A 14337-nucleotide genomic window follows, 5' to 3' on the forward strand; every position below is an offset into this window, starting at 1 on the left:
TGACGGCGCTGCCATTGACTGGCGTGCTGGCCACTTCCTTGGCAACGCCATCCTCAGCAGCCGCAGCAACGCCGAAACTGGATGGCCGCCGCATGCTCGGAAAGCTACAGGTTTCCAGCATCGGGCTGGGCGTGCAGAACATGAGCCGCACGTACCAGACCACCATCCCGTCTCGTACCGAGATGCACCGCATCATCCGTGCCTCTTTCGATTGCGGAATGAACTTCTACGATGCAGCCGAGGCCTATGGCCCTCATGAGGTAGAGCGCATCCTGGGCGAAGGTGTAGCCTCGTTCCGCAACCAGGTGGTGATCGCCACCAAGTTTGGATGGAACATTGACCTGGAAACAGGTGCGCGTGGTCCGGGGCTGATCAGCAGGCCAGAGCATATCAAGCTCGCGGTGGAAGGCATGCTCAAGCGTCTGCGTACCGACCGCATCGACCTGCTGTACCAGCACCGCGTGGACCCGCAGGTGCCGATCGAAGACGTTGCGGGCGCAATCCAGAAGCTGATGACCGAGGGCAAGGTCCTGCACTGGGGCCTGTGCGAGATGGGCCTGAAGACGCTTCGACGCGCGCACGCTGCGCTGCCGGTGACGGCTGTGCAGAGCGAGTACTCGATGCTCTGGCGCGGGCCGGAACAGGAGGTACTTGCCGTGTGCGCCGAGCTGGGCATTGGATTCGTACCGTGGAGCCCTCTGGGCGTGGGCTTCCTGAGCGGTGCGATCGATGCCGGGACGCGGTTTGCCGAGGGCGATATCCGGGCCATCGAAACGCGCTTCACTCCTGAGAACATCGAACGCAACCTGGAACTGGTGGAGCTGCTCAGGGCCTGGGCAACACGAAAGCAGGCAACGCCTGCGCGGATCGCTCTTGCCTGGCTGATGGCGCAACGGCCGTGGATCGTGCCGATCCCAGGCACCACGCAGATGGCACATCTGCTGGAAAATCTAGGCGCAGGAGAGGTTGTATTCGGAGCAGATGAGTTGAAGGAGCTCAACGCCGCGGTTGCTGCGATAGCATTGCATGGCGAGCGCCTTCCGCCGGCAGTGCAGGTTTACAGCGACGTTGAGGCGCCTTTGCGCTAGGGCTCAATCGCGATAGCGCAACGCATCACGCAGCACGGTGAACGCAGGTGATGACTGCCGGCGGCTGGGGTAATAGAGGTGGTAGCCGGGGAAGGAGGGGCACCAGTCCTGCAGCACGTGAACCAAGGTGCCTGCCCGCACATGAGGGCGCACCAGATCCTCAGGCATGTAGGCCAGTCCCAGCCCCTCAAGCGCAGCCCCCAGCCGCAGGGCGATGTTGTTGAACACCAGCTGGCCTTCCACCCGCACTTTCAGCTCTTGGCCCTTCTTCTCGAACTCCCACGCGAAAATCCCACCATGGGTTGGCAGGCGGATGGTGATGCAGTTATGCCGGGTGAGGTCGTGCGGTGATCTCGGCTTTGGATGACGCTGGAAGTAGGTCGGCGATCCGACCACGGCCATGCGCAGGTCCGGCCCAACGCGCACGGCGATCATGTCCTTGGCCACCTGCTCGCCCATGCGGATGCCGGCATCGAAGCCCTCGGCCACGATATCGGTCAATCCGTAGTCGACGATCACCTCGATGTTCAGATCGGGGTTGGCCGGCAGCAGCTTGCCCAGCACCGGCTGCATCACGGTCAGCGCAGCGTGTTCACCTGCGGTGATGCGAAGGCGGCCGGCCGGTTTGTCGCGGTACGCGTTTAGCTGAGCAATCTCACTGTCGATTTCCTCGAACCGCGGTGCAATCACCCGCAGCAGCTGTTCTCCGGCCTCGGTCGGCGAAACGCTGCGGGTGGTGCGGGCAAGCAGGCGCACACCGAGGCGTTCTTCCAGCTGACGCATCGATCGACTTAGGGCGGGCTGGGACATGCCCAGCTGGGCAGCGGCTCGGGTAAAGCTGCGCTCCCGGGCAACTAGGGCGAACATGGCCAACTGATCGTAATTCTCGACGCTCATTGATGCGCACCGGATATAAGCGATATCCGATTATGCCTCTGCAAGAATGTGTTGTGGGGGCGTAGATTGGCGCCATGATCATCCCAATCCCTAATCCTGGTCGCCGGGCCGTCATCGCCGCGCTGGCCTCGCTCCCGCTGGGATGTTCCGCCACAGCGCCGGAGGAGGGCACGACCGCAGGCCGATCAAACGCACGGACGTTGGTTGCCTGCTTCTCACGCTCGGGCAACACCCGGGTCGTCGCCGGGCTCATTCATCGCAGCATGCCCAGCGACCTGTTCGAGATACAGCCTGCCGTGGACTACCCGGCGGACTAGCTGGAAACGGTGGCCAAGGCACGGCAGGAGCGCGACGACAATGTGGAACCTGCGCTGCGCACGCGCATTGCCGGCATTGATCGCTATGACACCGTGTACCTAGGCTTCCCGATCTGGGGTGAAACCACGCCGTCGATCATTCGATCACTACTGTCGCAGCACGACATGAGTGGTAAGACCATCGTGCCGTTCATAACCCATGGCGGCTACGGCGTGGGCAGCAGCCTGCGCGTGCTTGCTCGCCACGCACCTAACGCACGCATTTTGGAGGCATTCGTGATGCAGGCCGACCAAGAGCGCAAAACCATGGAGAGCGTCAATGCATGGTTGGCCGCTCCGCACACTTCCCGATGAGGATTAGAGCATGAAGACCCGCACCCTTGGACAAGGCCTTGAAGTTTCCGCTCTCGGGCTGGGCTGCATGGGCATGAGTTCGGCGTATGGCCCGGCCGCCGACAAGCAGGAGATGATCGCGCTGATCCGCGCAGCGATAGAGCGCGGCATCACCCATTTCGACACTGCTGAAGCCTACGGGCCCTTTGCCAACGAAGAGCTCGTGGGCGAAGCACTGGCACCCGTCCGCGACCACGTGGTGATCGCCACCAAGTTCGGCTTCGACATCGACCCGGTCACCGGTGCCCGCGGAGCAGGCACCAACAGCCAACCCGCGCACATCCGGGCAGCTGTCGAAGCCAGCCTGAAGCGGCTACGCACCGAGCGCATCGACCTGCTGTACCAGCACCGTGTTGACCCGGCGGTGCCCATCGAAGAGGTTGCCGATACGGTGAAGACCCTCATTGCAGAGGGCAAGGTTGCACACTTCGGTCTGTCCGAAGCGGCTGTGCAAACCATCCGCAGGGCGCATGCAGTTCAACCGTTAACGGCTGTGCAGAGCGAGTACTCGCTGTTCTGGCGTGAGCCGGAGGAAGAGCTTCTTCCCCTGCTTGAGGAACTGGGCATTGGCTTCGTACCCTTCAGTCCACTGGGCGCTGGCTTCCTGACCGGAAAGATTGACGAGCACACGCAGTTCGATGCAGCGGATTTCCGCAATGCGGTCCCGCGCTTCTCCGCTGAGTCACGCCGAGCCAACATGGCTCTGGTAGGCGTGGTCAAGGCGATGGCTGCAGGAAAGGGCGCCACGGCGGCCCAGGTCGCGTTGGCTTGGCTGCTGGCGCAGCGACCGTGGATCTCGCCGATTCCGGGCACAACGAAGCTTCATCGGCTGGATGAGAATCTAGGTGCGGTGGATCTGGCGTTGGATGGAGCCGAACTAGCACGCATCAGTGAGGAAGTGGCGAAGATCAGCGTCAGTGGCGCACGATTGCCGGAGGCTGCCTTGAAAATGACTGGCAAGTGAGCGATCACGGGGCGGTTGTGGACAGGGAGGATGCCCGCTTCTGGCCGAAGTCAGACGTGCCGGCGGCAGGCAACGCGGCCAAGAGTGCTGGAGTTCGCTATCGAGCCTAGGTAGGCCTAGACGCGCAGCGCATCGACGACCAACCGGAATGCTGGCGATGACTGCCGCCGACTGGGGTAGTACAGATGGTATCCGGGAAATGGCGGACACCAGCGTGCCAGCACCCGCACCAGTTCGCCCGTTTCGATGTGGGGCGCGAACTCATCTTCGGGCAGGAAGGCGACACCCAGGCCCTCCAGCGCCGCAGCAACGATATGGTGACTGGCATTGAAGATGACTTGCCCTTCGACGCGCACGTTCTGCTCTCGCCCGGCTCGCTCGAATTCCCAAACGTAAAGGCCGCCATGGGTCGGGAACCGGATGTTGATGCAGCGATGGCCGACCAGATCACGCGGTGCCTTCGGCGGCGGATGTTTGTCCCAGTAGGCGGGTGAAGCCACTGCCGCCATGCGCAACTGCGGCCCGATGGGCACGGCGATCATGTCCCTGTCGATCTCTTCGCCCATCCGCACGCCAGCGTCGAAACGATCCGCCACGATGTCCCGCAGGCCATAGGAGACGTCGAACTCGATATGGATGTCAGGGTACTGGTGCATCAACGGCGTGAGCTTGGGCAACAGCGTCGTGCGCAGCACGTGGTCGCCGCTGGTGATGCGCACCGTTCCGGCAGGCTTATCCCGCAGTTCGGTGATGGCGTCGAGTTCGGCTTCGATCTCGTCGAAGCGATGCCCGATGGCCCGCATCAGGCGCTCGCCGGCAGGTGTCGGCGCCACGCTGCGCGTGGTTCGGGTGAGCAGGCGGATCTGCATCCGCGCCTCCAAGCCGCTGACCGCCTGGCTGACCGCCGATTGGGTGACTCCCAATTGGGCGGCTGCGCGCGTGAAGCTGCCCTCGCGCGCTACCGCGATGAATGCAAGCAGATCGTTGAGGTTGCTCCTGGCCATGGGGCCCAGTGTGCCATGCACATTCATTAGAAGCACTAATAGACGCATTCACTAGCCAGTACCTAGTCGCAGAAGCGTCCGGGGACCAGACTGCACCGGCAATGGTGGTCGCCCGACCCCCAGGAGAGCCATATGAAAGCCCTTGCTCTGTCCGCCGCGCTGCTATTGGCCTTGGTGCCTGTCGCTGGCAGCGCCCAGGACGCCCCGACATCAGGAGGATATGCCATGACACTGACGCAGACCTGGGACAAGGTGTTCCCGAAAAGCGACAAGGTCGAGCACCGCAAGGTGACGTTCAAGAACCGCTATGGCATCACCTTGGCGGCCGACCTGTATCGGCCGAAAAATGCCAGCGGCACACTGGCGGCGATCGCCGTCGGCGGCCCGTTCGGCGCGGTGAAGGAACAGTCGTCCGGCCTGTATGCGCAAACGATGGCCGAGCGCGGTTTCGTCACTCTGGCGTTCGACCCGTCCTATACAGGCGAAAGCGGTGGCGAGCCGCGCAATGTCGCCTCGCCAGACATCAATACCGAGGATTTCAGCGCCGCCGTCGATTTCCTCGGCCTGCAACCCAACGTCGATCGCGAGCGCATCGGCATCATCGGCATCTGCGGCTGGGGCGGAATGGCCTTGAATGCCACCGCCGTTGACAAGCGGGTCAAGGCCGTCGTGGCCAGCACCATGTACGACATGACGCGCGTCATGTCCAAGGGCTACAACGACCGCGTGACGCCGCAGCAGCGCACGCAGACACTGGAGCAACTGAGTCGGCAGCGCTGGAAGGATGCGGAGGCCGGCAAGCCCGCCTACCAGCCACCCTACAACGAACTGAAGGGTGGCGAGGCGCAGTTCCTGGTCGAGTACCACGACTACTACCGCACGAAGCGCGGGTATCACGCACGCTCGGTCAATTCCGGCAACGCCTGGACGATCACGACGCCGCTGTCCTTCATGAACATGCCGATCCTGACCTACATCATGGAGATTTCGCCGCGCCCGATCCTGTTCATCCATGGTGAAAACGCCCACTCCCGCTACTTCAGCGAAACCGCGTACGCCGCTGCGGCGCAGCCGAAGGAACTGGTGATCGTACCGGGCGCCAACCACGTCGACCTGTACGACCAGATGGACAAGATTCCGTTCGACAGGATGGCGGACTTCTTCAATCAGAACCTGGCGGCGAAATGAGCATGCCGGTGGATATGCCGGCGGTCGTCGGCCAAGGCGAGGGGGCGGCGCAACCTGCACATTGGGGCGGGGTCTTCGCCATGACCCTGTGCGTGTTCGCGCTGATCGCGTCCGAGTTCATGCCCGTGAGCCTACTGACGCCGATGGCCGCCGACCTTCGCGTCAGCGAAGGTTGGGCGGGTTACGGCATTGCCATTTCCGGGGCGTTCGCCGTGCTCACGAGCCTGTCCATCTCCACGCTGGCCGGCAGCATGAACCGCAAGACCGTGCTGCTGGCACTGACCGGCCTGATGGCATTGTCAGGCACCGTGGTCGCGCTGGCGACGAACTATTTTGTCTATATGGCCGGACGTGCGCTGATCGGCGTGGTGATCGGCGGCTTCTGGTCGATGTCGGCGGCCACCGCGATGCGCCTGGTGCCGCCGGACCAGGTGCCGCGCGCATTGGCCATCTTCAATGGCGGCAACGCCCTGGCCACGGTCATTGCCGCGCCCTTGGGCAGCTACCTGGGTTCGGTCATCGGCTGGCGCGGGGCCTTTTTCTGCCTGGTGCCGGTGGCGGCGATGGCGCTCGTCTGGCAGTGGATCAGCTTGCCAGACATGGCCATGGAGCCGGCAAGCAAGCCGGCGAACGTGTTCCGTCTGTTCAAGCGCCGATCGGTCGCATTGGGCATGGCTGCCTGTGGTGCGTTCTTCCTGGGGCAGTTCGCCTTGTTCACCTATGTGCGACCGTTCCTGGAAACAGTGGTGCGCGTGAACGTATCCACGCTGTCGCTCATCCTGCTGGGGATTGGTGTGGCCGGCGTCATCGGCACCGCAATCATCGGGACATTCCTCAAACAAGGTCTGTATCGAACCCTGATTGTCATTCCCGTCCTGATGGCGGCCATCGCCCTGGCCCTGATCCCCTTCGGCACCGGGCTCTGCACCTCGGCCGCCCTCCTGGCAATGTGGGGCCTGCTCGCTACGGCGGCGCCAGTGGGCTGGTGGAGCTGGATCGCGCAGGCCTTGCCGGGGGATGCCGAAGCCGGCGGTGGATTGATGGTAGCGGTGATCCAGTTGGCGATTGCCTTGGGCTCCACCATTGGCGGGATGCTGTTCGACGGCAGCGGCTATCAAAGCACCTTCGTGGTGAGTGCAGCCGTCCTCCTTTTGGGTGCCTTCCTGACCCTGCTGGCATCGCGCTCACAAGCGCCGCGGGGCGTTGCATGAGCGGAACGACCATGACCGCCGTCTCGACGGCCAAGGCCAAGGCCAAGCCTATGCGGTGAACGAAGGTTGCCTTGATTTGTTAGCGCACCAACAACCTATGGGGAGTGGAGCTCTTCAGCGGAGCACAGCCAGCCACTTTGATATCGAGGTCAACGATGCCCAGGAGGTGCCTGAGCAGACTCGAGCCTGAAGGGGGCTGGCCTCGGTCACATGGGCACATGTAACAGCCGCTGCATAGACGCCAGGAAATGATCTTATAAATCAGTTATTTATGCAACCCCTCTGTGTCCACTGCAGGGGCAGACTTCTGATGGACAGTCTTCGCCACATTTCCGTGGTCTGGCCGGTGATTTCCCTCTGGAATGGATGCCGCTTTTCATGAGGATCTCCTCGCTTCGGACTCTACGGGATTACGTAAAGTTTGAAATTCGACGCAAGCTTGCCAGCGTTGCATCAGAGTGGGAGCCCTTAGCGCGAACAAAGCAGACAGCGGGCGAATACTGGGGATGCTGCAAGCTGTTACCTGTAGAAGAGTGTAGGCTTCAGAACTAATGCGCATTGCCGCTATGTAACCAATACGGGTGAATAGAGACTACACAGGAACTGCCTTGATGGACCAAGTACCACAACACGGTCGTGGCGGCTACGGGGCGCAACTAAAATCGATGCTGGACGCGACATCGCAGGCGGTGGCACGCAGCCGTGGCGCGCATGAAATCGCGAGACAGGATCTATGCAACGCACCAAGCGTTCCTAACCTCAAATCAGCTGAAGAGCTACTGGAGGAGTTCCTCAGTGGAGCGCGGAAGGAACTGACTGCCGCCCAAGAACTTGTGCGTTCCAGTGGCGAGGCTAGCCTGCTGCGCCGCCCAATTGCGGTCTTTAAGGCGAAGCGGGCACTAAGTGAGGCAAAAGCTAAATTCAACGAGCGGTACGAGCACGCCACCCAGCTCGAAGTCACGGCCCAAAGAGAGGCGGTTGCGGCCGGCATGCGAGATCAGCACGCGCTCCATATAAGTCGTAAGAAGGCTGCTAAGGAGGCGGCCACAAAACTCGCAATATTGAGCCAGTTTCAGGTTCAACTAAGAACTTTGATTGAGCCGCTAGCAGATGCGATCGAACGCAACGCATGGATTGCGCCAGGGCTGGGGAATCTCTTAGCCCAAGTCAATAGCGAGATGAAAAAGGGACTGCTCAACAATGCACTTGAACTGCTTGGAAGTGCGCAATACCAACGACTTCCCACTGAGTCAACGCTGGGTGCATGGGCACAAGAGCGAGAGGAACTCATTGTCAGGATGGAGCACTTGCGACCTGGCTTCTCGGCAATCGCGCCATTCCAGGGATTGGTAAGCACTACGCTAGAAATCATTCAGAAAGGCTGCCCGGGACCACCTTGGGAGGCCTCAATGGCAGAATTCGAACATTGGTCGGATCGCTGGCATGCGATCCCAAGATGTCTTCTCTCGCCTGCACATCTCGCCGATCCCGTGCAGTGGATTCTCTACTGGGCAATTCTGAGTCAGACCCAAGTGTTTACCGAGGATCTGCATGATTCCATTGCCAATGAGGACGTGCTAACCGGGGTTGTCACCGGAATGCTTAGGCAAGAGCTGCGAGGTTGGGCCAAAAATCGCCTGAAGGATCTCGGCTACCCCCGAGCAAAGGCCGAGCTGGAATTGGTCCAGATCGCCGGTACGCGGGGCGAGCGTCAGACTGGAGCCGATCTTGGCGTCATCGTGCAAGTAGACGTCGGGGACCTGCGCGTTCACAAGGTAGCTTTACTGCAAGCCAAGATTAGTGAGCGTGGGAAGGCCAACATTGGAAGCAAGCCCTCTGGCGCGCGTAAACTTACTCAGTTGCAGAAGTTGACGAACGCAAGCAAAGACCACTTCCTCTTCTATCACATCGCGAAGAGTGGCTCTCCGGCCATGCTCCCCACCGTCAGCCCAGTGCGTCACTTTATAGAGACCTACAATCTCGACGAGGCGGGGATGGCGCGAGAACACATTCCGGTCGACACTCGAACGCAAGGCTCAGACTTGGCATCTTTCGTGGCCTTCGGACTGTGCAGGCCTCTTGGGGAGGGCCTGGGGCAAGATGTCCTAACTGAGCAAGACGCGCTAGACGTGCTTAGCTCCGGCGGGGCAACTGAGCTGCCTAGCTACGTGGTAGTCGTCTCCATGACGGACTATGACCGAAGTCCTCAGCATGTGCTTAGCAAGCTTGCTAATCGAGGGTACAGCTCGCCATCAAGGGGGAAAGGGGTAACGCGACGTTGCTCGCCAGAGCCCTCACGGGATGAGCCTGAACTGGATATGTAGTGCCTCAGATCGCATAGCTGAATCTAACTCCGCACCAGACGTCACCTGCGATGATATTGGAGGGCATTGAATGCAGCAGTTCATTGAACGTGTTAGGGACAACATCCTCCCCCTGTCTGTCGCCAAGAGTCTCCCGATTGCGTTCCAGGAGTGGCGATTCACTGAGAACACATACGATCACGAGCAGCCATCCGAAACTTGCGAGCTGTGTGAACAGGAGCAGCTTCGATATCAGTTCGAGATTGCCAACGAGCATAATGGGAACAAGTTGCTCGTGGGTTCCACGTGCATACTTCGCTTCCAAGTTGCCGTCTACGATGAAGGTCGAAGGCTGAGCGAGGTGGAGGCGCGGGCCAAGCTCAGCAAGCTGACTGACAAGATGCGACAAGATAGCTGCATTGAGCAGTTGCAGCGTGTTAGCGACGCAGAACAAAAGGGAAAAAGTGGCAAAGAGGACATTCTGTCCAATGCACTTGCTTACTATCGGAAGAACGGAAGGCTGACCCCGAAGTATGCTTTCGTCGTGCTTTGGCGTCTGAAAGCGCACGACATCGATCACAACCCTAGCTTTTTCAAGATATCGCTAGCAACCGACAAGCACAAGGAAGACCTCAGGGGCATGCAGACCGGCAGGGTGCATCTCATCTGGCCTTCCCTAACATCCCAGCAGCGGAAGATTGCAGAGCGACTTGGCCATAAACCACCGTCTAGCACCACCAACAGCTAACGCTCTTTCGTACAACAGGCCGTAGAAGGAACGGAATAATGCACCTGCACCGCATCAAGGCGAAAGGATTCAGAGCGTTCGGGGGAACAGCGGCCTCACCCAGCTTGGATCTCACTCTCAACGAAGGCCTGAACCTTCTGATCGGAGAGAATGACGCTGGGAAGACCACGATCATAGATGCCATACGTCTACTCCTCTGGACGACCAGCTACGAGAACGTTCGGCTGCAAGAGTCGGATTTCCATGCCCAAGGCACGTCCCAGGTTGATACTCTGACCATCGAGGCCTGTTTAAAGGGGCTGTCTGTTCCACAGGAGGCAGCGGTCCTCGAATGGTTGACCTACGAGAGTGACGGAACCAGATCGCTGATTCTTCACCTTAAGGCTACTCGCATACCCGTAACACCCGGAAAGCGCGCGAGGGTCTTTGCGGTCACACACAGCGGCGTTGGCGGCGCAGGGCCGGAGATCGGCGCCGCTGTGAGAGAGTTGGTGCGTGCTACGTACCTGCGCCCTCTCCGGGATGCCGAAGCAGAGCTACGGCCAGGTCGCATGTCGCGTCTTTCGCAGATACTGGGAGCGCACAAATCAATGGTTGCGCAAGATAGGAACGACTTCGATCCCGCTGCGACCGACCCTCCTGAGACTCTAGTAGGCATGATGAGCCGGGCTCAGTATGACATTCAACGTCACGCGACAATCGGGGTTGTCCAGGACGACATCAATAGTAACTATCTCTCAAAGATGTCCTTTGACGGGGAGGAACTCACATCCCGGATTCGCATCGCCGGCTCAAGCAACCTGACGCAGATCCTCGAGCGATTTGAGCTGTCCCTGACTCCGCCCACGGCAGTTGATCAGGATGCGAAGTGCGGGCGCGGGCTGGGGTACAACAACGCGCTCTTCATGGCCACCGAGCTCGTGCTGCTGAGCGGGGATGACGAAGGGCTTCCGCTTCTCCTTATTGAGGAGCCGGAGGCTCATCTACACCCGCAACTGCAGGATCGCGTTCTCAAGCTGATGCAAGCGAAGAGTGGTGACGTCGACTCACCAGTTCAGGTTCTAATGTCTACGCACAGCCCATCCTTGGCGACCACTGCGCCGCTGGAGTCGCTCATTCTGGTACGGAAGGCGCGGACGTATCCGCTCCGCCAAGCCGATACGCGTCTTGACCGGCTGGACTACGAGTACCTTGAGCGCTTCTTGGATGCGACCAAGGCTAACCTCTTCTTCGCCCGCGGCGTCCTGGTGGTTGAGGGGCCGGGCGAGGCGCTGCTTCTTCCCGCCCTTGCTGAAGCAGCTGGCCTCTCCCTCTCCGCCCACGGAGTCTCGATTGTCAATGTGGGTGATGTCGGCCTCTATCACTACGCTAGGATTTTTCAGCGAGCTGAGGGCGCGGTCTCTATCGGAATGCCAGTAGCGTGCATTACGGACCGGGATATCGTTCCAACAATGGCCTCTTATGTCGCCGTGCCAAAGAAGAAGAGCGTAAAGCGATTTGAGCACGACTACGATTCTGCTCAAGCAGCTGCAGCTGTCCAAAAGAAGGTCGATAGGGTTCAGATCGCCAGCGACGATGCAGTAAGGGTCTTTGTCTCTGATCACTGGACACTTGAGTATGACCTTGCACTCAGCGGCTGCTCGGAGCTCATCTTCACGGCAATTGCGCTGGCATGCATCAAGCGCTCGCAAGGGGAAAGGTTTGACGATTCCAAGATCGATGAAATGGTGGCAAACGCCGCTGCAGAATGGATGATTTTGAGCGCGAAGCATGTTGGTAACCCAGTGGCCCTTGCGTGTGAGATCTACGAGCCGCTGTACGCGGGGGATGCATCAAAGGCTGTTACGGCGCAGTTTGCCGCCCGCCTCTTGGCGAGCGGGAAGTACGGAAAAGGCAGGGACCTGCTCGACCGACTTCCGGCGTACCTTCGGCATGCGCTTGTCCACGTGACATCCTTGACAGACGATGCCTCCGGGGTAGGTAGGGCCGGTGACGCTGAGCCCGAGCATGAGGGGACAGCGGTATGAGCTTACCAACGATCTCAGACGAAGACTTGGCGCTGTTATCGGAAGCGATGCCGGGTCTGGACTTCACGGATCCAGAGAGGGCTGCAGTTCTTCGTATGATGGGGTCCTGCGATGTCCAGGCTGCGCCTGGCAGCGGCAAAACAACACTTCTCGCAGCGAAGTTGACCCTGCTTGCTTCGAAGTGGAAGCATTCCAATAGAGGGGTCTGTGTTATCAGTCATACCAATGTGGCTGCAGCGGAGATCTCCAAGCGTCTGGCTGGCAGTCCGCAAGGTGCGTCCCTCTTGGGGCACCCACATTTCATTGGCACTATTCACTCATTTGTAAATACCCATCTCGCACTCCCGTTTCTTCGATCACAGGGCACCGATGTTGACTCGATCGACAATGAAATATTCGGAAAGAATGCGCTCTATCTGATGTGGAAGAAGCCGGCGCTTCGTGCTTGGCTGAAGAGGCAGGCTAACGGTGAAGAAATCGTCAGAACGCTCATCCATGTGGGTGCGGATCTGGCGATTGGCACCGAGAAAGGGCAGCTTCCTAGCAAGGATTCTCCGACGTGGAAGCAGGCGAGTGAGATCAAAAGGGAGCTGTCTGAGCGCGGGATCTTCCGTCACGCAGATATGTTTGCGTTCGCCACCCGTCTGCTGCGGGATTTCCCTGCGGTCAGTGTCGCCGCATCTTTTAGGTTTCCGCTGGTGCTAATTGATGAAATGCAGGATACGGATGCGGAGCAAGAGGCAATGCTCGATTCCATCTTCGGCGACGAGGTGATAGTTCAACGCTTCGGTGATAGGAATCAGCGCATCCTGTCTGGCGGAAAGGAAGAGGCTAAGCTTACATTCCCCAGGGATGGGGCTCTCACTGTCAGCTCGACCAAGCGATTTCCGACCGACATCGCCTCTGTCGTTTCATCGGTTCAGGACTATCCCGCAAGTGTGGTATCCCATCGTCCTTCTGAGCAGCCACCTACGGTCATTCTTTACGATGATGCGACAGTCACCAATGTCATTGAGCGATTCGGGAGGCTTGTTCTTGAAGAACTGACTGACACACAGCTCGCGAGCGCGCCCGTCAAGGCAATCTGCGCCCGCAAGGCGGGGGATTCTGGATCGGGCCTAGGCCGACATGTCGGTGACTACTTCCCGGTGTATGCGATGAAATCCCCAACGAGTGGAGGGAAGGAGAGTATCAGGACCCTCCTGACGGACCCAGCAGGATGGGGCGACGCTCCTTTGGGTTTGGCCTCACGTACCCGGGACGTGTCCCGTGCACTACTCCTCGGTCTGAGGGCCGGCAACAGTCCCCTAGTGAAGGACCTGCGAGATGCGAATCGGCTCATACGAGCACTAGAGAGCAAAGGTGTGGATCTAGAGCCTATCCGTCGTCTGCGTCATCACCTCGTCACCTCAACCGGTCTTGCCGGAACAGATAGCTGGCAAGGCACGATGTCGCATCTGTTCAACACGTTGCGGTCATATCTTGATGATGGTGTGGACGAGGCAGCTTTCATTGCGGCATTGGAGGACGGCGCCGGTGCCGGCCTGGCTCATTCCATCCCGGACAACGTTATGCGGGTTGATGACGGTGACCGCTCTGTGTCGATTGAAATAGCGACGACTGCATCCGTGAAAGGTGAGACGCACCTTGCTACGCTCGTTCTTGATTCGATGGTTCACTATCTGAGAAGGCACGATATTGGAGCCGCAATGGACAGCATTGCACTAGGGAGTCCTATCCCAAGCAAGCCAAAGTCCATCAAGTCGGCTTACCGGGGTCTCTACGTTGGCATGTCACGTCCGACGACCCTATTGGCAATTGCAACTCACAAGGACCGCGTCAGTACTGCACACCTTGCTGCACTTGAGTCAAACGGATGGAGGGTGATTAGGATCGATCCCTAGAGTCGGTGTTCGACAGCGAAGGTAACGAGTTGTTGACTAGGACATCGAACCAATGGCGCTTGCTCAAGTCGAATCTGTGACGTTGTGACTTCCTAACCTCGTCGGTGCTAAGAGGACAGCTTTGCAACAATCTTGCCGCACTGCGGTGCACGCCTGCCACGGTTTTCTGGGGTCCAATAGTATCTCAGCGCTGCTCATTGATTGGGATGCATGCATAGATGCGGGCTAGGAGCGGTTAAATGCGGTCTGCCTTTCGTATTCTCGAGGTCTTCAGAAGTGGCCAGCAGTACGAT

At 59.5% G+C, this 14337-nt stretch carries 11 protein-coding genes; 9 read left to right on the forward strand and 2 right to left on the reverse strand.

Annotated features, from left to right (window positions below):
- Positions 1–92 precede the first annotated feature (92 nt).
- Entirely contained in the window at positions 93–1088 is a 996-nt protein-coding gene (locus tag ACZK33_RS05890; protein WP_478455069.1) for an aldo/keto reductase, read from the forward strand.
- Between the two features lie 3 nt (positions 1089–1091).
- On the opposite strand, the gene ACZK33_RS05895 is transcribed toward ACZK33_RS05890, so the two are convergent.
- Entirely contained in the window at positions 1092–1985 is an 894-nt protein-coding gene (locus ACZK33_RS05895) for a LysR family transcriptional regulator (protein WP_478454232.1), read from the reverse strand.
- A 326-nt stretch (positions 1986–2311) separates the two neighbouring features.
- On the opposite strand from ACZK33_RS05895, the gene ACZK33_RS05900 reads away from it, so the two are divergent.
- Together ACZK33_RS05900 and ACZK33_RS05905 are read left to right on the forward strand one after the other, a co-directional pair.
- Positions 2312–2656, forward strand: a complete 345-nt coding sequence (locus ACZK33_RS05900; RefSeq protein WP_478454234.1) for a flavodoxin — start codon at positions 2312–2314, stop codon at positions 2654–2656.
- A 10-nt stretch (positions 2657–2666) separates the two neighbouring features.
- The gene (locus tag ACZK33_RS05905) at positions 2667–3659 is read left to right on the forward strand and encodes an aldo/keto reductase (RefSeq protein WP_478454236.1); all 993 of its coding nucleotides are present in this window, start codon (positions 2667–2669) and stop codon (positions 3657–3659) included.
- 116 nt (positions 3660–3775) lie between these two features.
- On the opposite strand, the gene ACZK33_RS05910 is transcribed toward ACZK33_RS05905, so the two are convergent.
- Positions 3776–4663, reverse strand: a complete 888-nt coding sequence (locus ACZK33_RS05910) for a LysR family transcriptional regulator (protein ID WP_478454238.1) — start codon at positions 4661–4663, stop codon at positions 3776–3778.
- Between the two features lie 225 nt (positions 4664–4888).
- On the opposite strand from ACZK33_RS05910, the gene ACZK33_RS05915 reads away from it, so the two are divergent.
- The 6 genes from ACZK33_RS05915 (at position 4889) to ACZK33_RS05940 (ending at position 14044) form a co-directional block, all read left to right on the forward strand.
- The gene (locus ACZK33_RS05915) at positions 4889–5851 is read left to right on the forward strand and encodes an alpha/beta hydrolase (RefSeq protein WP_478454240.1); all 963 of its coding nucleotides are present in this window, start codon (positions 4889–4891) and stop codon (positions 5849–5851) included.
- Positions 5852–5853: 2 nt separating this feature from the next.
- Positions 5854–7062, forward strand: coding sequence for an MFS transporter (locus ACZK33_RS05920; RefSeq protein WP_478455071.1), 1209 nt, complete (start codon positions 5854–5856; stop codon positions 7060–7062).
- Between the two features lie 611 nt (positions 7063–7673).
- The gene (locus ACZK33_RS05925) at positions 7674–9386 is read left to right on the forward strand and encodes a hypothetical protein (RefSeq protein ID WP_478454242.1); all 1713 of its coding nucleotides are present in this window, start codon (positions 7674–7676) and stop codon (positions 9384–9386) included.
- A 70-nt stretch (positions 9387–9456) separates the two neighbouring features.
- Positions 9457–10113 carry a hypothetical protein gene (locus ACZK33_RS05930; RefSeq protein ID WP_478454244.1) on the forward strand — a complete coding sequence of 219 codons (657 nt, stop codon included), beginning with the start codon at positions 9457–9459 and terminating at the stop codon, positions 10111–10113.
- Between the two features lie 38 nt (positions 10114–10151).
- Positions 10152–12140 (forward strand): ATP-dependent nuclease, encoded by a 1989-nt coding sequence (locus ACZK33_RS05935; RefSeq protein ID WP_478454246.1) that lies wholly within the window; start codon positions 10152–10154, stop codon positions 12138–12140.
- Positions 12137–14044 (forward strand): UvrD-helicase domain-containing protein, encoded by a 1908-nt coding sequence (locus ACZK33_RS05940; protein WP_478454248.1) that lies wholly within the window; start codon positions 12137–12139, stop codon positions 14042–14044. Before ACZK33_RS05935 ends, ACZK33_RS05940 begins: the two co-directional genes overlap by 4 nt.
- Positions 14045–14337: the final 293 nt, after the last annotated feature.

It is taken from the genome of Stenotrophomonas sp. 86156_Sma (genome assembly GCF_056481625.1).